This is a genomic window from Sphingopyxis sp. 550A, assembly GCF_053569535.1.
This window is the reverse complement of sequence record NZ_CM131615.1, coordinates 3,211,022-3,229,376: the sequence shown is the minus strand read 5'-3', so window position 1 is coordinate 3,229,376 and position 18,355 is coordinate 3,211,022. Positions and strand designations below refer to the sequence as shown.

The 18,355-nt window shown below is 66.1% G+C and carries 21 protein-coding genes; 11 read left to right on the top strand and 10 right to left on the bottom strand.

Annotated features, from left to right (window positions below):
* The first annotated feature begins 6 nt into the window (after positions 1-6).
* The 3 genes from der (at position 7) to ACVENA_RS15545 (ending at position 2,121) form a co-directional block, all read left to right on the top strand.
* Entirely contained in the window at positions 7-1,383 is a 1,377-nt protein-coding gene (gene der / locus ACVENA_RS15555; RefSeq protein ID WP_449326089.1) for a ribosome biogenesis GTPase Der, read from the top strand.
* Positions 1,373-1,600, top strand: coding sequence for a sulfurtransferase TusA family protein (locus ACVENA_RS15550; RefSeq protein ID WP_449326088.1), 228 nt, complete (start codon positions 1,373-1,375; stop codon positions 1,598-1,600). The genes der and ACVENA_RS15550 overlap by 11 nt, the downstream gene beginning before the upstream one ends.
* 116 nt (positions 1,601-1,716) lie before the next feature.
* A complete protein-coding gene (locus ACVENA_RS15545; protein WP_297662411.1) occupies positions 1,717-2,121 on the top strand; it encodes an Hpt domain-containing protein in 405 nt (134 codons plus the stop codon).
* A gap of 113 nt (positions 2,122-2,234) precedes the next feature.
* On the opposite strand, the gene ACVENA_RS15540 is transcribed toward ACVENA_RS15545, so the two are convergent.
* A complete protein-coding gene (locus tag ACVENA_RS15540) occupies positions 2,235-3,491 on the bottom strand; it encodes a DUF418 domain-containing protein (RefSeq protein WP_449326087.1) in 1,257 nt (418 codons plus the stop codon).
* Between the two features lie 129 nt (positions 3,492-3,620).
* Here ACVENA_RS15540 and ACVENA_RS15535 point away from each other — a divergent pair, with 129 nt between their 5' ends.
* Positions 3,621-4,400 carry a Coq4 family protein gene (locus tag ACVENA_RS15535; protein ID WP_449326086.1) on the top strand — a complete coding sequence of 260 codons (780 nt, stop codon included), beginning with the start codon at positions 3,621-3,623 and terminating at the stop codon, positions 4,398-4,400.
* Between the two features lie 126 nt (positions 4,401-4,526).
* Here the strand turns inward: ACVENA_RS15535 and ACVENA_RS15530 are convergent, their stop codons facing one another.
* The 4 genes from ACVENA_RS15530 to ACVENA_RS15515 all read right to left on the bottom strand — a co-directional run bounded on the left by ACVENA_RS15530 (position 4,527) and on the right by ACVENA_RS15515 (position 9,024).
* Positions 4,527-5,177 carry a TrmH family RNA methyltransferase gene (locus tag ACVENA_RS15530; protein ID WP_449326085.1) on the bottom strand — a complete coding sequence of 217 codons (651 nt, stop codon included), beginning with the start codon at positions 5,175-5,177 and terminating at the stop codon, positions 4,527-4,529.
* Positions 5,174-5,923, bottom strand: coding sequence for a DUF72 domain-containing protein (locus ACVENA_RS15525; RefSeq protein WP_449326084.1), 750 nt, complete (start codon positions 5,921-5,923; stop codon positions 5,174-5,176). The genes ACVENA_RS15530 and ACVENA_RS15525 overlap by 4 nt, the downstream gene beginning before the upstream one ends.
* 129 nt (positions 5,924-6,052) lie before the next feature.
* Positions 6,053-8,308 (bottom strand): phosphoribosylformylglycinamidine synthase subunit PurL, encoded by a 2,256-nt coding sequence (gene purL / locus ACVENA_RS15520; RefSeq protein WP_449326083.1) that lies wholly within the window; start codon positions 8,306-8,308, stop codon positions 6,053-6,055.
* 50 nt (positions 8,309-8,358) lie between these two features.
* The gene (locus tag ACVENA_RS15515; protein WP_449326082.1) at positions 8,359-9,024 is read right to left on the bottom strand and encodes a hypothetical protein; all 666 of its coding nucleotides are present in this window, start codon (positions 9,022-9,024) and stop codon (positions 8,359-8,361) included.
* Positions 9,025-9,107: 83 nt separating this feature from the next.
* Here ACVENA_RS15515 and ACVENA_RS15510 point away from each other — a divergent pair, with 83 nt between their 5' ends.
* The 5 genes from ACVENA_RS15510 (at position 9,108) to queA (ending at position 12,748) form a co-directional block, all read left to right on the top strand.
* On the top strand, positions 9,108-9,359 hold the full coding sequence (locus ACVENA_RS15510) for an exodeoxyribonuclease VII small subunit (protein ID WP_297661414.1): 252 nt from the start codon (positions 9,108-9,110) through the stop codon (positions 9,357-9,359).
* Between the two features lie 35 nt (positions 9,360-9,394).
* On the top strand, positions 9,395-10,285 hold the full coding sequence (locus ACVENA_RS15505; protein WP_449328953.1) for a polyprenyl synthetase family protein: 891 nt from the start codon (positions 9,395-9,397) through the stop codon (positions 10,283-10,285).
* On the top strand, positions 10,285-10,791 hold the full coding sequence (coaD, locus tag ACVENA_RS15500) for a pantetheine-phosphate adenylyltransferase (protein ID WP_449326081.1): 507 nt from the start codon (positions 10,285-10,287) through the stop codon (positions 10,789-10,791). The genes ACVENA_RS15505 and coaD overlap by 1 nt, the downstream gene beginning before the upstream one ends.
* 97 nt (positions 10,792-10,888) lie before the next feature.
* Positions 10,889-11,692 carry a peptidylprolyl isomerase gene (locus ACVENA_RS15495; protein ID WP_449326080.1) on the top strand — a complete coding sequence of 268 codons (804 nt, stop codon included), beginning with the start codon at positions 10,889-10,891 and terminating at the stop codon, positions 11,690-11,692.
* Positions 11,693-11,716: 24 nt separating this feature from the next.
* A complete protein-coding gene (queA, locus tag ACVENA_RS15490; RefSeq protein WP_449326079.1) occupies positions 11,717-12,748 on the top strand; it encodes a tRNA preQ1(34) S-adenosylmethionine ribosyltransferase-isomerase QueA in 1,032 nt (343 codons plus the stop codon).
* Here the strand turns inward: queA and ACVENA_RS15485 are convergent.
* The 4 genes from ACVENA_RS15485 to ACVENA_RS15470 all read right to left on the bottom strand — a co-directional run bounded on the left by ACVENA_RS15485 (position 12,712) and on the right by ACVENA_RS15470 (position 15,606).
* Positions 12,712-13,539, bottom strand: coding sequence for a DODA-type extradiol aromatic ring-opening family dioxygenase (locus ACVENA_RS15485; protein ID WP_449326078.1), 828 nt, complete (start codon positions 13,537-13,539; stop codon positions 12,712-12,714). The genes queA and ACVENA_RS15485 overlap by 37 nt on opposite strands.
* Positions 13,540-13,543: 4 nt before the next feature.
* The gene (wrbA, locus tag ACVENA_RS15480) at positions 13,544-14,146 is read right to left on the bottom strand and encodes an NAD(P)H:quinone oxidoreductase (protein ID WP_449328952.1); all 603 of its coding nucleotides are present in this window, start codon (positions 14,144-14,146) and stop codon (positions 13,544-13,546) included.
* 85 nt (positions 14,147-14,231) lie between these two features.
* Complete coding sequence (locus ACVENA_RS15475; protein WP_449326077.1) at positions 14,232-14,828, bottom strand: FMN-dependent NADH-azoreductase; 597 nt, start codon at positions 14,826-14,828, stop codon at positions 14,232-14,234.
* Between the two features lie 82 nt (positions 14,829-14,910).
* Positions 14,911-15,606, bottom strand: coding sequence for a pirin family protein (locus ACVENA_RS15470; protein WP_449326076.1), 696 nt, complete (start codon positions 15,604-15,606; stop codon positions 14,911-14,913).
* A gap of 148 nt (positions 15,607-15,754) precedes the next feature.
* Between ACVENA_RS15470 and ACVENA_RS15465 the strand changes: the two genes are divergently transcribed.
* On the top strand, positions 15,755-16,690 hold the full coding sequence (locus ACVENA_RS15465; RefSeq protein WP_257544605.1) for a LysR family transcriptional regulator: 936 nt from the start codon (positions 15,755-15,757) through the stop codon (positions 16,688-16,690).
* Between the two features lie 197 nt (positions 16,691-16,887).
* Positions 16,888-17,595 carry a response regulator transcription factor CtrA gene (gene ctrA, locus ACVENA_RS15460; RefSeq protein WP_257544603.1) on the top strand — a complete coding sequence of 236 codons (708 nt, stop codon included), beginning with the start codon at positions 16,888-16,890 and terminating at the stop codon, positions 17,593-17,595.
* A 232-nt stretch (positions 17,596-17,827) separates the two neighbouring features.
* Here ctrA and ACVENA_RS15455 read toward each other — a convergent pair whose 3' ends face one another.
* Positions 17,828-18,259, bottom strand: a complete 432-nt coding sequence (locus ACVENA_RS15455; protein WP_449326075.1) for a PilZ domain-containing protein — start codon at positions 18,257-18,259, stop codon at positions 17,828-17,830.
* Between the last annotated feature and the right edge of the window lie 96 nt (positions 18,260-18,355).

The window sequence follows — 18,355 nt, the reverse complement described above, 5'->3', positions numbered from 1 at the left end:
CAAGCCATGGCGCGATCCGCGACGATCGCCATTGTCGGCCGGCCCAATGTCGGCAAATCGACGCTGTTCAACCGGCTCGTCGGCAAGCGCCTCGCGCTCGTCGACGACCAGCCGGGGGTGACGCGCGACCGGCGCGAGGGCGATGCGAAGCTGCTCGGCCTCGAATTTCTGATCGTCGATACTGCGGGGTTCGAGGATCAGGACGCCGCGACGCTGCCCGGCCGGATGCGCGTCCAGACCGAGAAAGCGGTGCGCGAGGCCGACGCGGCGCTGTTCATGATCGACGGCCGCGCCGGGGTCACGCCGCTCGACGAGGAAATCGCGCGCTGGCTGCGCAGCGAAGACACGCCGATCATTCTCGTCGTCAACAAGGCCGAGGGGAAGCAGGGCGAAACCGGCCTGATGGAATCCTATGCGCTCGGCTTCGACAGTCCGATCGCGCTCAGCGCCGAGCATGGCGAGGGCGTGGTCGACCTGTTCGACGCGCTGCGCCCGATCGTCGAACCCTTCATGGAGGCCGCGGAGGAAGCAGCCGACACCGAAGCGGGCGACGAGGAACCGCTCGGCCCGCTCAAGCTCGCGATCGTCGGGCGGCCGAACGCCGGCAAGTCGACGCTGATCAACCGCATGATCGGCGAGGACCGGCTGATCACCGGGCCCGAGGCGGGGATCACCCGCGATTCGATCCGCGTCGACTGGCAATGGGAAAAGGACGGCGAGGTCCAGCCGATCCAGCTTTTCGACACCGCCGGGATGCGCAAGCGCGCGAAGGTGCAGGACAAGCTCGAAAAATTGTCGGTCGCCGACGCGATGCACGCGGTCGATTTCGCCGAAGTCGTCGTGCTGCTGCTCGACGCCACCAAGGGGCTCGAGGCGCAGGATCTGCGCATCGCCGACCGGGTGCTCGACGAAGGCCGCGCGCTGATCGTCGCGCTCAATAAATGGGACGTCGCCGAAGATCCCTCGTCGCTGTTCAACGGCGTACGCGCGGCGCTCGACGACGGGCTGTCACAGATCAAGGGCGTGCCGGTGCTCAGCATTTCGGGCGCGACGGGCAAGGGAATCGACACGCTGGTGCGCGTCGCTTTCGAACAGCGCGCGATCTGGACCAACCGCGTCTCGACGGCGAAGCTCAACCGCTGGTTCGAGCGCGCGGTCGAGGCCAATCCGCCTCCGGCGCCCGGCGGCAAGCGGATCAAGCTGCGCTATATGACGCAGGCGCGGACGCGGCCGCCGACCTTCGTCGTCTTCGGCAGCCGCACCGACGCGCTTCCCGCGAGCTACCAGCGCTATCTGATGAACGGGATGCGCAAGGAGCTGGGGTTTCAGGGCGTGCCGATCCGCCTCAATTTCCGCAACACGCGCAACCCCTATGACGAGTGAGGCCGGTGCAGCGCCGACGGCACTTGTCGTCGACGCGCGCGGCATGCGCTGCCCGTGGCCGGCGCTGCGGCTCGCGCGCGCGATGCGCGAGGCGGCGGACGTGCTGTTGCTCGCCGACGATCCACAGGCGGGGCGCGAAGTCGCCGCACTGGCGGGCGAGCAGGGCTGGACGCTGGCGGATGGAGCCGAAGGGGGCTGGCGCGTCCGCCGCGACTGACCCGATATGGGGCGGCTTTCGTCGCACCTCCGAGCCATCGTAACGGCTTTTTTACCGACTTCGGGCATGGCGGCAATCGGGACCAAGGACCGATTTGAACACCGAGGGACAGGGCATTGGACGAGATCCTGGTCGATTGGGATGAATTCCGCGCGACCCGCACCCAGTTGGGCGCGGCCTTCGTGCGCATTCTGGGCTATTTTCGCGAGGACGGCACCAAGTCGGTCGCCGCGATCGAAGAGGCGATGCGTGCCCGCGACGCGCGCGGCCTCGTGATGCCCGCGCACACGCTGAAGAGCGAGGCGCGTCAGTTCGGCGCCGAGCGGCTCGGCGCGCTCACCGAGGATATCGAGATGTTCGCGCGCCACTGCGTCGAAGCGCAGGTCAGCCCCGAGGAATATCTGCCGCGCGTCGTCAATTTGCGCGCGCTGTTCGAGGAAACGCTTGCGGCGCTCGAGCGTGAGGCGAATCCGCTCGTCCAGCGCAAGCCCGCGGGTTTCGGCCGCGCCGTCGGCTATTGATTCCCATCCGAGTAAGCCCTTGTTCCCCCGCGAAGGCGGGGGCCCATCACCGGACTGCGCCATCTTGAACCGGCAGGAGATGGACTCCCGCCTTCGCGGGGAACACGGCTTTCCTAACCCGCGGAGCGCCGTCGCATCGGCTGCATCGCGCCGCGCGCAAGGCTGCGCCATAGCCATTCGAGCGGGCCGTAGCGAAAGCGCTCGAGCCACGGCTTCGACCACAGCAGCATGACCGCCCATGCGGCGATCACGAACAGATAGAGCGGCGCACGCTCGACCCATCCGAACAGCCCCAGCCCATAGCCGTAGAAGATCGTCGTCATCACGATGCTGGTGCCTATGTAGTTGGAAAAGGCAGCCTGTCCCGCCGCCGCGACGCGCCCGATCCAGGGGGCGTCGGCGTGACGCCGGATCAGCAGGACGAGCATCGCCACATAGCCGATCGTCATCATGAGGCGCCCCGGCTGCGCCCAGGTAAGGAACGCAGTGAGCGAGAAGAGATAGTCGAATTCCGCCCGTTCCATCAGCCAGCAGACGAGCATGGTCAGCAGCAATCCCGGCGGCAGCCATCGCCACGCGACGCGGCGATAAGCGTGCGCTTCCCACGCCCCGGTCAGGAAGCCGTTGCGGAACAGCGCCATGCCGATCATCATCAGCGGCAGCGTTTCGAGCAGGTTGATCAGGACCATCGAAAACGGATCGGCGGCATCGTCCAGCCGGTGTCCGAGAATCGGGAGATAGCCGCTGCGATACAATATCAGTTCGCGCTGCACTTCGCCGTCGATCTTCGCATATTCGTCGCGGACGGTCTGCTCTGCTTCGACCAGCGACGGCGGCGCGGCGGGATCGTCGATCGACGATGCCGCGAAGAGCTGGCCGCCGAACAGCAGAGTCATCAGCAGGATGCCCAGCGTGAACAGCCCCACTGCCCATCGTATCAGACGCCGCGGTTCCCAGTTGCGAAACAGGAAGGCGATGCTGCCGACCGCGGCATAGAGGAACAATATGTCGCCCCACCAGATGAAGAAGAAATGGCAGAGACCGAAGATCGCGAGCCAGATCATGCGGCGATAGTGCACCGATGCGGCGTTTTGCCCGAACTTTTCGGCGCGGTCGACGACGAGGAGCATGCTCGCTCCGAACAGGATCGAAAAGAGCCCGCGCATCTTGCCGTCGATGAACAGGAAGGACAGCCCCCACGCCGCAACGTCCGCTGCCGTGTCGCCGCCATAGGCGCGCGGCGAGACATAGGCCATTTCAGGCATGGCGAAGGCGACGATGTTCATCGCCAATATGCCCATCACGGCAAAGCCGCGCACGGCGTCGAGCGTGACCAGCCGTGCGGTTTCCGTTCTGCCGTCTTCGCTCATGAGGGGGCCTCGCTGTATTATGCGCCTGTTACGGTGCGAGGGCAGGGGCGTCCAGCCCGTTAAGCTACTATTGACATATATGTCAGTAATGCTATCTGCGTCCTATCAGATGATTCGCGAGAGAGCCCCATGACCCCGACCATCTTCTCCCATCCCGACCGTGTCCCCGCGAAGTTTCGCCCGCTGAAGGCGCTGTCGCACTTCCGCAAGCTGATCAAGGACAAGGAAGACACCGAACAGGTCTTTCACATCTTCGAGAATCTGCCGCGCAAGGGCTTCGTCGACGACGCTCGCGCCTTTGTGACAAGCGACCTCGGCAAGCGTTTGATGGAAAGCGAACCCTATCTCCCCGACCTGCTCGACGACCATGGCTGGATCGACGAGTTGCCCGAGGGAAGCGTGGGGCACGCCTATGTCACCTTCATGCGCCGCGAAGGCCTGTCGGCCGCGGGGCTCGTCGCCGAGAGCGAGAAGATGGGCCGGCCGCAGTTCGACGACCAGCTCCAATGGTATGCCAACCGCCTGCGCGACACGCACGACCTGTTCCACATCCTGACCGGCTATGGCCGCGACGCGCTCGGCGAACAGTGCGTCCTCGGTTTCACCTATGGCCAGACGGGTAATTACGGCAATTTCTTCATCGCCTATGCCGGCGGTTATGAAGTGAAGCGGAGCATCAAGAGCGACGCGCCGGTGATGGGCGCGATCCGCCAGGGCCAGCGCAACGGCAAGGTCGCCAAGGCGATCATCGAGCAGGACATCCGCTCGCTGCTCGCCGAACCGCTCGACGCCGCGCGTGCGCGGTTGGGGATCGGCGAGCCGACGCTCTATCACGAAGCGCACCGCGCCTATCGCAACCGCGGCATCGACCCGTACAACTTCCTCGCGGCACAGCCCGCCGCGGCCTGATCCAGATCCTCCCCTTGGCGGAGCCATGGGGAGGGAATGGCTTACAGCTTTGCGATCAGCGTCTGTGCGGCAGCCGGATTGCGCGCCTTCGCCCCCGCGGTAAGTCTATGCAGAGTTACACCCACATTAAGGGGAGGGCGTCATCACCGTCGGGAGGACGGTCTGCCGTTTTCCTCTTCGATCCCTCAACCTGTATTTGCTTTGATACTCGCGCCTTTGCTTCGCGATCTCGTACAACACGATTCCCGAGCTGGTTCCGAGGTTGAGGCTCTCAATCATTCCGAACATCGGAATGCTCACGCACATCTCGCTACGCTCGATAGCAAGATCGCTAATTCCTCTCGTCTCATTGCCAAACCAGACGGCGAGTTTTGCATGTTCAGCAAAATCGCCTTCGTGAAGGAATATGTTGGTCTTACCTTTCACGTGAGGGGATGTGACGATCGAAACGAATCGGTTCTTTTCGAGGTGAGCGAGACAGTCTTCGGTGCTGTTAAACCGCTTTACGAAAGTCCATTTCACCGCAGACACCGATAGCTTAGCGAGCTTCGGCTCCTCACGCAGTTCATGCCAGTCGTCGGACAAGACGCCTCGAGGATCGACGACATAGACCTTCTCAACGCCCAAGGCATTCACGTTTCGAATGACCGTTCCGATATTCCGCGGGTTCTGCGGATCCTCGATAACGGCGATTAGGTTCTTGCAGCGAAACTGCTTGATATCATCGGCGCGTTTCCGCGACGGCCTTTTCGCTTCTGGCTTTCCTTCGGCTGTCATTCCGTACTCGCTTTCAACCGATCTATTAGCGCCATCGCTGCGGCTGGGTTTCTTAATTTCGCTCCCGCGATGAAGAAGATATAGACGTCGCGACCGCCCTCCGCCCAGTCGCGGGCACGGCTCGCCCAATGGTCGAGCGCGGTGCTGTCATAGCCGGTGTCGACATCCTCGTGCGACCGCTGCAGCCGCGCATAGCTGAAGTTCGCCGTCTGCTCGTCGATGCACGGAAATTCGTCGCTGTCGGCATAGACCAGCGCCATGTTCCGGTCGCGCAGCAGATCGACGAAGGCCGGATCGCGGAAGCTCTCGTGGCGCACCTCGATCGCGTGACGCAGCGGCAGGCCGTCCTGCGTGTCGGGCAGCAGATCGAGGAAGCCCGCGAAATCGTCGCGATCGAATTTTTTCGTCGCCATGAACTGCCAGTGGATCGGCCCCAGCCGGTCGCCGAGCCGCGTCAGCCCTTGCGTCAGGAATTTCTCGATCGAGGGGGCGCCGTCAGCGAGCACCCGCCGGTTGGTCGTGAAGCGCGACGCCTTGACGCTGAATTTGAAACCGTCGGGCACCGCGGCCGCCCAGCTTGCGAAACTTTCGGGTTTCTGGCTGCCATAATAAGTGCCGTTGATCTCGATGCCTGTCAGATGCTGGCCGGCATATTCGAGCTCGCGCTTTTGCGGATGCTTCGGCGGGTAGAAGGTTCCGCGCCACGGCTCGTAGGTCCAGCCGCCGACTCCGACATGGATGCTCATGGACCACTGACCTCCGACCAAATCACCTATCGTCACTGCGAGGGTAGCGAAGCAATCCGGAGCATGCATACGCCACTCTGGATTGCTTCGCTACGCTCGCAATGACGAACGGAGCAAATGCCGCGGCGCTCACGCCAGCGCGGCGTCGTCCCCCATGAGCGCCGGGAAAAACCCCTCATGCGCTTCGCGGAGCTCGGCGAGCGTCACCGAAAAGTCGCTGTCGGGCAGCTCGAAGACGATACGGTCCTTGATCGTGCGGCCGAGCGGGTCGACCGGCACGTCGGCGCGGTTCGCGGCGTCGAGGAAATCGGCCAGGCAGGTGTCGCACACGGTCACCAGATACAGCCCCTGATCCTCGCCGAAGAAGCTCTCGGCGATGCCGAACGGCTGTTCCTCGCTGACCAGCACGCCGATGTCCGACTTCAGCGCCATTTCGGCCAGCGTCACCGCGACGCCGCCGTCGGATACGTCGTGACAGGCGGTGATCCAGCCCGCATTGATCGCGTGGCGGATGAAGTCGCCGGTGCGCTTCTCGGCCTTCAGGTCGACGGGCGGCGGCGGGCCTTCCTCGCGGCCGAGGATCTCGCGCAGCCACACCGACTGGCCGAGATGGCCCATGCGCTCGCCGACCGCGAGCACGATGTCGCCGGTGCGCTTGAAGCCGATGCCTACCGCCTTCGACAGGTCGTCGATGACGCCGACGCCGCCGATCGCGGGGGTGGGCAGAATTGCGCTGCCGCCGCCGGTCGCCTTGGACTCATTGTAGAGGCTGACGTTGCCCGACACGATCGGATAGTCGAGCGCGCGGCACGCCTGGCCCATGCCGTTGAGGCAGCCCACGATCTGCCCCATGATCTCGGGCCGCTGCGGATTGGCGAAATTGAGGCAGTTGGTGATCGCGAGCGGGGTCGCGCCGACCGCGGTGATGTTGCGCCACGTCTCGGCGACCGCCTGTTTGCCGCCCTCGACCGGGTCGGCATAGCAATAGCGCGGGGTGCAGTCGGTGCTCATCGCGAGCGCGCGGCCCGTGCCATGGATGCGGACGAGCGCCGCGTCGCCGCCGGTCTGCACCGTGTCGGCGCCGACCTGGCTGTCATACTGCTCCCAGATCCAGCGGCGGCTGGCGATGTCGGGGGTGCCCATCAGCGTCTTGAGGTCGGCGGCGACGTCCTTGGTTTCGGGCACGTTCGCCAGCGGCGCGGCCTTCGGCGTCGGGGCGTGCGGGCGGTCGTAGAGCGGCGCGTCGTCGGCGAGCGGGGCGAGCGGGATGTCGCAGACGATCTCGCCCTTATGCTCCAGTACCATGCGGCCGGTGTCGGTGACCGTGCCGATGACCGCGAAGTCGAGTTCCCATTTGTGGAAGATCGCGGCGGCGAAATCCTCGCGGCCGGGCTTCAGGACCATCAACATGCGTTCCTGCGATTCCGACAGCATCATCTCATAAGCCGTCATCCCCGTTTCGCGCTGCGGCACGTCGTCCATCTTGAGGTGGAGGCCGACGCCGCCCTTCGACGCCATCTCGACCGAGGAGGAGGTGAGCCCTGCGGCGCCCATGTCCTGAATCGCGACGATCGCGTCCGACGCCATCAGTTCGAGGCACGCCTCGATCAGCAATTTTTCGGTGAAGGGATCGCCGACCTGCACCGTCGGGCGCTTTTCCTCGGCATCCTCGCCGAAGTCGGCCGACGCCATCGTCGCGCCGTGAATGCCGTCGCGGCCGGTTTTCGATCCGACATAGACGATCGGATTGCCGACGCCGCTCGCGGCCGAATAGAAGATCCTGTCCTGCTCGGCGACGCCGACGGTCATCGCGTTGACGAGGATATTGCCGTCATAGGCCGTGTGGAAATTGACCTCGCCGCCGACCGTCGGCACGCCGACGCAATTGCCGTAGCCGCCGATGCCGTGGACGACGCCCGAGATGAGGTGCTTCATCTTCGGATGGTCGGGACGGCCGAAGCGCAGCGCGTTGAGGTTCGCGACCGGCCGCGCGCCCATCGTGAACACGTCGCGGAGGATGCCGCCGACCCCGGTCGCCGCGCCCTGATAGGGTTCGATGTACGACGGGTGATTGTGGCTCTCCATCTTGAAGATCGCCGCGAGTTTCTCGCCGTCCGGGCCGGTGCCGATGTCGATGACGCCGGCATTCTCGCCGGGGCCGCAGATCACCCACGGCGCCTCGGTCGGCAGTTTCTTCAGGTGGATGCGCGAGCTTTTATAGCTGCAATGCTCGGACCACATGACCGAGAAGATGCCGAGTTCGACGAGGTTCGGCTCGCGCCCGAGCGCGGCGAGGACGCGCTCATATTCTTGCGGAGAAAGGCCGTGGTCGGCGACGATCTCGGGGGTGATGACGGAGGCGGGCGCGGCTGCTGTCTGAGTCATGGCGCGCCTTTAGCCGCGCGCGCGCGATAGGAACAGACCCTTGATGGCTTTTATGCCCGGGATGGGGCGATGATAGGCCGCCGGTTCGCGCCCGCCCACCATGCCACGCCTGCCAGCACGGCATAGGCGGCGAGCATCGTGGCCGGGATCGAGATCGAATAGACCGGCTCCTTCGATCCGAACCAGTCGATCGCCTGCACCAGCGCGAGCAGTCCGGCGAGCACCCAGAGCCGGATAGAAGCCGAGGGCGCCGCGGTGCGCCGCGCATAATAAAGCAGCGCGCCGAAGGTCAGCAGGATTTCCAGCGGCATTTCGGCTAGCGGATGGTTCCAGAGGCCGAGCCCGAGCTTCGGCGGCGCGCCGAACAGGGTGAGGTCGGGGATATGGACGATCAGGTCGAGAAACCAGTGCGAGAGGACGATGATCGCCGCGCCGATCGCGGCCTCGCGCCGCCTGGTGCCGAACCAGACGAGCAGACCGAACGCCGCGGCCCAGAGCGCGGTACCGAGCAGGCTGTGCGTATAGGGCATGTGATGAAGGTCCATCGGGTTCATCGCGGTGATGCCGGGAACGATCCGCATCGCCTCGACCCCCGGGATCAGCAGCGCGGCGAAACCGATGTCGACGAGCTGTGCGGCGACGAACAGGGTGCCGAGCCCGGCCGCCTTCGGCCGCGTGGCGGCGATGAGGGCAGGGGCGAAATGGCCGATGAACATGCAGGCGATGCTATCGTAGCAGACGGCGGCGTCAAGCGTCACCGCACTTGACCGCGGGGGGCCGAAGGGGCCAAAGCAGACGCATGACGGACACCCCCGCACCGCAGATTTCCGCCCTGTCGTTCGAGGCCGCGATGGGCGAGCTCGAAACCATCGTCCGCCGGCTCGAAAGCGGCGACGTCAGCCTCGAGGAATCGGTCGCGCTCTATGAACGCGGCCATGCGCTGCGCCAGCATTGCGAGGCGCGGCTCGCCGCGGCGCAGGCGCGGATCGAACAGGTCAGCCTGGGCGCCGACGGCCAGCCGGCGGGAACCACGCCCTTCGGCGAAAGCTGAGCCGGGTGGCTCTCGCCGACGGCGATACGACCCAGGTGGCGCATCTGCTGCCCGCCGCGCAGGAGGAGGTCGCCGCCGGGATCGATGCGTTGTTCGACCGGCTGCTCGCCATCCCCGCCGATCCGCGCGCGCGCCTGTACGAAGCGATGCGCCACGCCGCGATCGCGGGCGGCAAGCGGCTCCGCCCCTTGCTCGTCCGCGCGGCGGGCGACCTGTTCCACGTCGATCGCGCGCTTGGCCTGCGTGTCGGCGCGGCGGTCGAGGCGATGCACGTCTATTCGCTGATCCACGACGATCTGCCGTGCATGGACGATGACGACATGCGCCGCGGCAAGCCGACGGTTCACCGCGCCTATGACGAGGCGACCGCGGTGCTCGCGGGCGATTCGCTCCACGCGCTCGCCTTCGAATGGCTGTGCGACCCCGCGACGCACGGAGACCCGTTCGTGCGCGCCGAGCTCTGCTGCGAACTCGCGCGCGCCGCGGGGCCGTCGGGCATGGCGGGCGGGCAGATGATGGATCTGGTCGCCGAGACCGCCGATTTCGACCTGCCGACCGTCACCCGGCTCCAGCAGCTCAAGACCGGCGCGTTGATCGGCTTTTCGGTCGAGGCGGGGGCGATCCTCGCGCGCGTTCCGGCCGAGGGGCGCCGGCCGCTGCGCGGCTATGCCCGCGACATCGGGCTCGCCTTCCAGATCGCCGACGACATATTGGACGTCGAGGGCGACGAGGCGCTGGCGGGCAAGGCGCTGCACAAGGATGACGCAGCGGGCAAGGCGACCTTCGTCACGCTGATGGGGCTTGACCGCGCGCGCGAGCAGGCGCGGCTGCTCGTCGATCAGGCGATTGCGCATCTCGCCGGTTTCGGCGAAGAGGCGGCGCTGCTGCGCGCGATCGCGCGCTATGTGGTGGAAAGGGATCATTGATGCGGGTGGGGGTTTATCCGGGGACGTTCGATCCGATCACGCTCGGCCATATGGACATCATCCGGCGCGGGGCGAAGCTCGTCGACCGGCTGGTGATCGGGGTGACGACGAACATCACCAAATCGCCTTTGTTCGACGACGACGAGCGCATCGCCATGGTGAGGGCCGAGGTCGCGTCGATCGACGGCGACATCCGCGTTGTGGGCTTCAACGCGCTACTGATGGATTTCGCCCAGCGCGAGGGCGCGAGCGTCATCGTGCGCGGGCTGCGCGCGGTCGCCGATTTCGAATATGAATATCAGATGGCGGGGATGAACCAGCAACTCAACGACCGCATCGAGACGGTGTTCCTGATGGCCGACGTCGGCTTGCAGCCGATCGCCTCGCGCCTCGTCAAGGAAATCGCGATCTTCGGCGGCGATATCCGCAAGTTCGTGACCCCCGCGGTGCGCGATGCGGTGGTATCGCGGATCGACGAACGCGGCCTTCGCCAGGGCGAAGCCTGATCCGGCGCGTCATCCCAATCATTGAGCGTTCAGCTTTTTCCCGCTAGGTCGCGGCCAGCGGGGCGCATATTCAGATTCGACAAGAGGCCGATCCAGCATGAAACTTTCCTTCCGCCCCCTGATCCTGACGGCGATGGCGATCGGCCTGGCGGCGTCGGCCGCCGCACAGGAGGTGCCTCCGGCCCCCGCGCCACAGGGCAGCGAAGCCCCGCCGCCCGCGCCCGCACCGGCCGAGCCCGCGCCGCCGGTCGAGACTCCGGCGCCTGCTCCCGCGGCGGACGAAGCGGCGCCTGCGGCTGAGGCCGCGCCCGCAGTCCCGGCGATGACCCCCGACCAATATATCGGCAACCCCGAATATATGCTCGACCTCGACCTTTCGACGGGCGGGCGTGTCGTCGTCCAGCTCTATCCCAATGTTGCGCCGAACCATGTCGAGCGGTTGAAGCAACTGACGCGCGCCGGTTTCTACAACGGGATCAAGTTCCACCGCGTGATCGACGGCTTCATGGCGCAGACGGGCGACCCGACCGCGACCGGGCAGGGCGGCTCGCAGCTTCCCGACCTCAAGGCCGAGTTCAACGATACGCCGCACCTGCGCGGTACGCTGTCGATGGCGCGCGCCGAAAATCCCGACAGCGCGAACAGCCAGTTCTTCATCATGCTCCAGCCGCGCTTCAGCCTCGACCATCGCTACACCGCCTTCGGTCGCGTCGTGTCGGGAATGCAATATGTCGATGCGGTGCATAAGGGCGAGCCGCCCGCGGTGATGTCGCGCATCGTCCAGATGTCGGTCGCCGCCGACAACAAGCCGATGCCGCCCGCCTCGGCGCTGGTCGAGGATCAGCCGGTGGCGCCGCCCGCGGTCTCGGTCGACGAGCTCAACGCCCCGATCAAGCAGTAAACGCCAAGGGACGCGCGAACAGCCATGCGCGTCGACGCCTTTGATTTCGATCTGCCGCCCGAGCGCATCGCGCTCCGCCCCGCGCGCCCGCGCGACGCGGCACGGATGCTCGTCGTCCAAGGGGACTCGATAAGCGACAGGGGCGTTCGCGACCTGCCTTCCCTTCTGCGCGCGGGCGACTGCCTCGTGTTCAACGATACTCGCGTCATCCCCGCGCAACTCGAAGGGAGACGCGGCGACGCCAGGATCGGCGCGACGCTCCACAAGCGCATCGATCTCCGCCGGTGGCAGGCTTTCATCCGCAACGCGAAGCGGCTGCGCCCCGGCGAGACGGTCGATTTCGGTTCAGGGGTCGAGGCGGTCGCCGAGCAGCGTCTCGCCGACGGCAGCTTCATCCTCGCTTTCGCCGGCGACGAGCCGGTCGAGCTGCTGCTCGAACGCGCGGGCACGATGCCGCTGCCGCCCTATATCGCGGGCAAGCGCGCGACCGACGACGCCGACCGCAGCGATTATCAGACGATGTTCGCCGAGAAGGACGGCGCCGTTGCGGCCCCCACGGCGGCGCTGCATTTCACCCCCGAACTTCTGGCCGCACTGGATGCGGCGGGGATCGCGACCGAGACGCTGACCCTGCACGTCGGCGCCGGAACCTTCCTGCCGGTGAAGGCCGACGATACCGACGATCATGTCATGCACGCCGAATGGGGCCGGATCGACACCACGACCGCCGACCGGCTTAACGCGGTGCGCGCCGGGGGCGGCCGGGTGATCGCGGTCGGCACCACCAGCCTCCGCTTGCTCGAAAGCGCGGCGCAGGACGCGGACTGCATCGCCCCGTTCGAAGGCGACACCGCGATCTTCATCACCCCCGGCTACCGCTTCAAGGCGATCGACGGGTTGATGACCAATTTCCACCTGCCGCGCTCGACCCTCTTCATGCTGGTCAGCGCGTTGATGGGGCTGGAGACGATGCAGGCCGCCTATGCCCACGCGATCGCGAGCGGCTATCGCTTCTACAGCTATGGCGATGCGAGCTTGCTGCTGCCGAAGGCGTAGGAGTCCATAGCGAGCACGGCATAGGTCACGCTGTCGTGGAGACGCTTCGCCGCGAGGCCGTCCGCTTCGGCGCCCGCGCCCATCGCGACGAACAGCGGCAGGATATGATCGGGCGTCGGATGATTGTCACGGCCGTGCGGCGCGCGTTCGATCGCGTGAAGCACATCGTCGATCGCGCCCGCGGCCAGACGATCCGCGATCCAGTCGGTAAAATCGCTCACCCACGCCGGCGCGGCGGCGTCGATCGGCGGGCGGGTGGTGAAATAGGCGCGCAGATTGTGCGTGATGCTCCCCGAACCGACGATCAGCACGCCCTCGTCGCGCAAGGGCGCGAGCGCCTGTCCGAGCGCATAATGCCATTCGGGCGAGGCGTATGAGGCGATCGAAAGCTGGACGACCGGAACGTCGGCGGCGGGGTAGATCAGCGACAGCGGCACCCAGGCGCCATGGTCGAGCCCGCGTTCGGGATCGCCGGTGACGGTCAGGCCATGTCCGGCGACGAGCGCGATGACGCGTTCGGCCAGCGCCGGATCGCCCGGCGCGGGATAGCGCATCGCGAACAGTTCGTCGGGAAAGCCCCTGAAATCGTGGATGGTCGGCGGCGCGGGCGAAGCGGTGACGGTCGCGCGGCCGCCCTCGAACGCCGCGTCGTGATGTGCCGACACGACGAGGATCGCGCGCGGCCGCGGCAGGTCGGCACCCAGCCCGGCGAGGAAGGTCCGCGCCGGGCTGGGCTCGAGCGCCATCATCGGCGAGCCGTGCGAAACGAAAAGGCTCGGGAGACGGCGCATCGGATCAGGCGATCAGCTTCGCCGCGGTCCGCGCGACGCGCTCGCCCAGATAGCGCGCGCCGCCGAGGTCGGCCTCGCTCGGCTGGCGCGATCCGTCGCCGTCCGCGATCGTCGTCGCGCCATAGGGGGCGCCGCCCTTCACCTCATCGACGCCCATCTGGCCCGCATAGCCATAGTCGAGCCCGACGATCGTCAGCCCGAAGTGAAGCAGGTTGGTCAGAACCGAAAAAAGCGTCGTTTCCTGTCCGCCGTGTTGCGAGGCGGTCGAGGTGAAGGCGGCGCCGACCTTGCCATTGAGCTTGCCCTGCGCCCAGACGCCGCCGGCGGTGTCCCAGAAGCTCGCCATCTGGCTCGCCATGCGGCCGAAGCGCGTCGGGGTGCCGACGACGATCGCGTCGTAATTCGCCAGCTCGTTCGGATCGCTCAGCAGCGGGTGCGCGGTGTCGGTCTTGAAGCCCGCCGCCTGCACCACGGCCGCCGGCGCGGTTTCGGCGACGCGGCGGATATCGACTTCGGCGCCCGCGGCGCGCGCGCCCTCGGCCACCGCGTCGGCCATCTGCTCGATATGACCATAGCTCGAATAATAGAGCACCAGAACCTTTGCCATCATGTCGTCCTTTCGTTGGTGAATGGGGAAGGGGGTGGGCCGCCGCCGGGGGAAGGGGGAAGGGCGGCGGCCCGGGGGAGAGCGATCAGGCCGCCTGCTGCAACCCGTCGATCGCCTGGGCGGCGCGGGCGATCGCCTCGCCGTCGCGCTGGTGGCCGTCGGCAGCGACGATCGTCACGTCGGTGATGCCGATGAAGCCGAGGATATGCTTGAGGTAGCCGCTCGCGAAATCGACCTGGCTGCCGAGCGGAACGCCGCCCGAGGCGAAGACGATATAAGCGCGCTTGCCGGTGAGCAGACCTTCGGGACCGGCATCGGTATAGCGGAAGGTGCGGCGCGCCCGCGTCACCTGATCGATCCAGGCCTTGAGCGCGGCGGGAATGGAGAAATTATAGATCGGCGCGGTGATGACGATCGTGTCGGCGGCCTCGATCTCGGCGATCATCTCTTCCGAGGCGGCGAGCAGGGCCCGCTGCTCGTCGCTGCGCTCGGCCTCGTCGGTGAAATTGGCGCCGACCCAGTTCTCGTTCAGGAAGGCGGGCGGCGCGACGTTGAGGTCGCGGCGGGTGACGGTGGCGCCATAGCTTTGTTCGACCAGACGGCGTTCGAGCTGGTCGGCAAGCGCGCGAGTGGTCGACCCGGCGTTGCGGGCGCTGGCGTCGATGCGAAGAATGTGGCTCATGTCGGGCTCCTTGGATGCGGAGGAAGAAGGGGTGGGCCGCCGCCGGGGAGGGAGGGGGACGGCGGCGGCCCTGGGGAGAGGCTCAGAGGCTGTCGACCAGCACCAGTTCGGCGTCGTCGAGCGCCTCGACCTCGATCTTTCCGACATCGCGAAGCGCGATGCCGTCGCGGGGATCGGCGTCAGTACCATTGACGCGGATGCGGCCCTTGGCGGCGACCAGATAGGCGTGACGCCCGTCTTCGAGGTCGTAGGACACACGCTCGCCGGCATTGACCGTTGCCGCCGCCACGCGGGCATTGGCACGGATCGGCAGCGCTTCATCGCCCTCGATTCCGCTCGCCAGCGTCACGAACTGACCCGAACGGTCGGCCTTGGGAAACTGGCGCGCGCCCCAGCCGGGATTGCCGCCGTTCCGGTCGGGCATGATCCAGATCTGGAACAGCGTCGTTTCCTCATCCTCGAGGTTGAACTCGCTGTGCGTCACGCCGGTGCCGGCGCTCATCACCTGGACGTCGCCCGCCGCGGTGCGGCCGGTGTTGCCCATGGAGTCGCGGTGGGTGATCGCGCCGCTGCGAACATAGGTGATGATTTCCATGTCGCGGTGCGGATGCGGGGGAAAACCCGCCTGTGCCGCGATGGCGTCGTCGTTCCAGACGCGCAGCGCGCCCCAGCCCATACGGCTTTCGTCATAATAGTTGGCGAACGAAAAATGATGACGGGCGTCGAGCCAACCATGGTCGGCGTGCCCCAGCGTGTCGAATTTGCGAATGTCGATCATCGGGCTTGTCCTTTCTCTTGGCGCCCCGGAGCTGCGTGCCCGGCGGCGCTCATCTGTTGAGGACAAGATAGGCGCTTGGATCGTTTCTAAAATAGCGTAGATGGAAAACCATTGTTTCCATAATGACGATGTTGGATAGGGGAAATATATGGCGCTTCCCGATTATGAAGGCTGGGCCTGTTTCGTCGCGGTCGCCGACGGCGGCAGCTTCACCGCCGCCGCGGCCGCGCTCGGCCTGTCGAAAGCAAGCGTGTCGAAAGCGGTGACGCGGCTCGAGGCGTCACTGGGCATCACCTTGCTCCACCGCAGTTCGCGCGTCGTGACGCTGTCGACCGCGGGAACGGGACTGATCGACGAGGCGCGCGCGATGGTCGCGGCGGCGACCGCGGCGACCGAGGCGGCGCGCGGCGACCGGCTCGACCTTGCGGGTCCGATCCGCCTTGCGGCGCCGATGAGCTTCGGGATCAAGGTGCTTGGCCCGCCGCTCGCCGCCTTCCTCGACCGGCATCCGGCGGTCGAGATCGAGGTGCTGCTCAGCGATGCGCGCAACGATCCGGTCGCCGAGGGGATCGACCTGACCTTGCGGATTTCGCCGCTTGCGGACTCAAGCCTGCTCGCGCGCACGATCGCACCGGTCGCGGCCTCGGTGATCGCGAGCCCCGCCTATCTCGAAAAACATGGGGTGCCGAAGCACCCGCTCGACCTCGCTGGGCACCGACTGATCGGTTACGGCCATCGCCAGCGCGCGACGCCGCTCCATTTCCACCGCAAGGGCGAGGAGGCGACGGTGCTGCCGACCGGTCCTTTGTTCGCGAACAACGGCGACATCGCGGTGCCGCTCGTCGTCGCGGGCGGCGGGATCGCGGTGCTGCCCGACTTCATCGCGGCCGAGGAACTGGCGTCGGGGGCGGTGGTGCCGATCCTCACCGACTGGTCGCTGCCGCAGGCGCATCTCCACCTGCTGTCGCCGCCGTCGCGCTTGCGGCCGGCGCGCGTGCGCGCGCTTTCGGACTATCTCGTCGAGACGCTGAAGCCGTCCTGCACCGGCGCGCACGAGCGATTTCTGGCGCAGCGCGAGGGATGAAAGAGCCGGAGCGGCGGTATGGCACCCATCGCGACTCGTGGATTTCCGCGGGTTAAATCAAAATTAACCTTTTCCCTTCATTGGTTTCATGGTTAATGTTCCGGCAGTCCTGCAACAGGGGCGCGTCGGCGACATCCAGCGAGGGTTGCGCGGACGGGTCGCGGGATCATCGTGGGAACAGAATCAAGGGGTGCCCAATGCGCGTACTGCTGATCGAGGACGAGCCGACGACCGCCAAGGCGATCGACACGATGCTCACCACCGAAGGCTTCAACGTCTATACGACCGATCTGGGCGAGGAAGGCCTCGATCTGGGCAAGCTCTATGATTACGACATCATTCTGCTCGACCTGAACCTGCCCGACATGCACGGCTATGACGTGCTCAAGAAGCTCCGCACGGCGAAGGTGCAGACGCCGGTGCTGATCCTGTCGGGCATTTCGGAAATGGATTCGAAGGTGCGCTCGTTCGGCTTCGGCGCCGACGATTATGTCACCAAGCCCTTTCATCGCGACGAGCTGGTTGCCCGCATCCACGCGGTCGTCCGCCGCTCGAAGGGCCACAGCCAGAGCGTCATCAAGACCGGCAAGCTGGCGGTCAACCTCGATACCAAGACAGTCGAGGTCGACAGCGTCCGCGTCCATCTGACCGGCAAGGAATATCAGATGCTGGAGCTGCTTTCGCTCCGCAAGGGCACGACGCTGACCAAGGAAATGTTCCTGAACCACCTTTACGGCGGCATGGACGAGCCCGAACTCAAGATCATCGACGTCTTCATCTGCAAGCTGCGCAAGAAGCTTGCGTTGGCCTGCGGCGGCGAAAATTACATCGAGACGGTCTGGGGCCGCGGTTATGTGCTGCGCGACATCGACGACGACGGCAACGAAGTGCGCCGGGTCGCCTGACGCACCAGTCATAGCTCCGACGCGAGTTATACCCGAGAGCCGGCGCGGAGCGATCCGCGCCGGTTTTTCGTTTGGCGTAGTGGCGGCGGTTATCGGCCTCTCCCTGTCATCCCGGCGAAGGCCGGGATCTAGCCGGTGCGTCATGGCGATAGGGTGAGATCCCGGCCTTCGCCGGGATGACGAGGATAGTTAGCCAACGTCCGCTCGCCACTCCACGGCGGTCGTCGATGTCCTATCGCTTCCGCCCATAATGTCCGGGCAGCCGGCTCACCTGCGTCAGTCCCGGGCGCCAGGTATCGAGCTTGGGCGCGGGGACGATCTGGAAATCGGCGGTGCTGTCCGCGGTGCGCAACTCGTCGCCGTGCGCCGCGCGCAGGCTGGCGGTTTCGATCGGCCGATCAGTTTCGATGCCGAAGCGCTTGCCCGCGACCCAGCGGACCGTGCCCGCCATCGCTTCATGGCCCGACAGCAGCACCGTCATGCGCTCGCCGATCTGCAGGACATGCGGACCCTGGCCGCCGAGCCCGGTTTCGGAGACGTTGCGGATCGTGACGTCGAAGGCGCCGAGCCGCTTGCAGCTGAGCGTCGCCTTTACCAGCCGCGATTGGCGCGGCTGGCGCTTTTCGGTCGGAGTGGGTGAGGCGGTGGCCTCAGGACTTGGCATGGTGCGACCCATCATCTCCGGCTACCCCCACGCGAGCCGGTTCTTTTGGTCCCTGCCGCTTCTTAGCGCAGGAAGGTAAATTTTCGTATAGCGTGT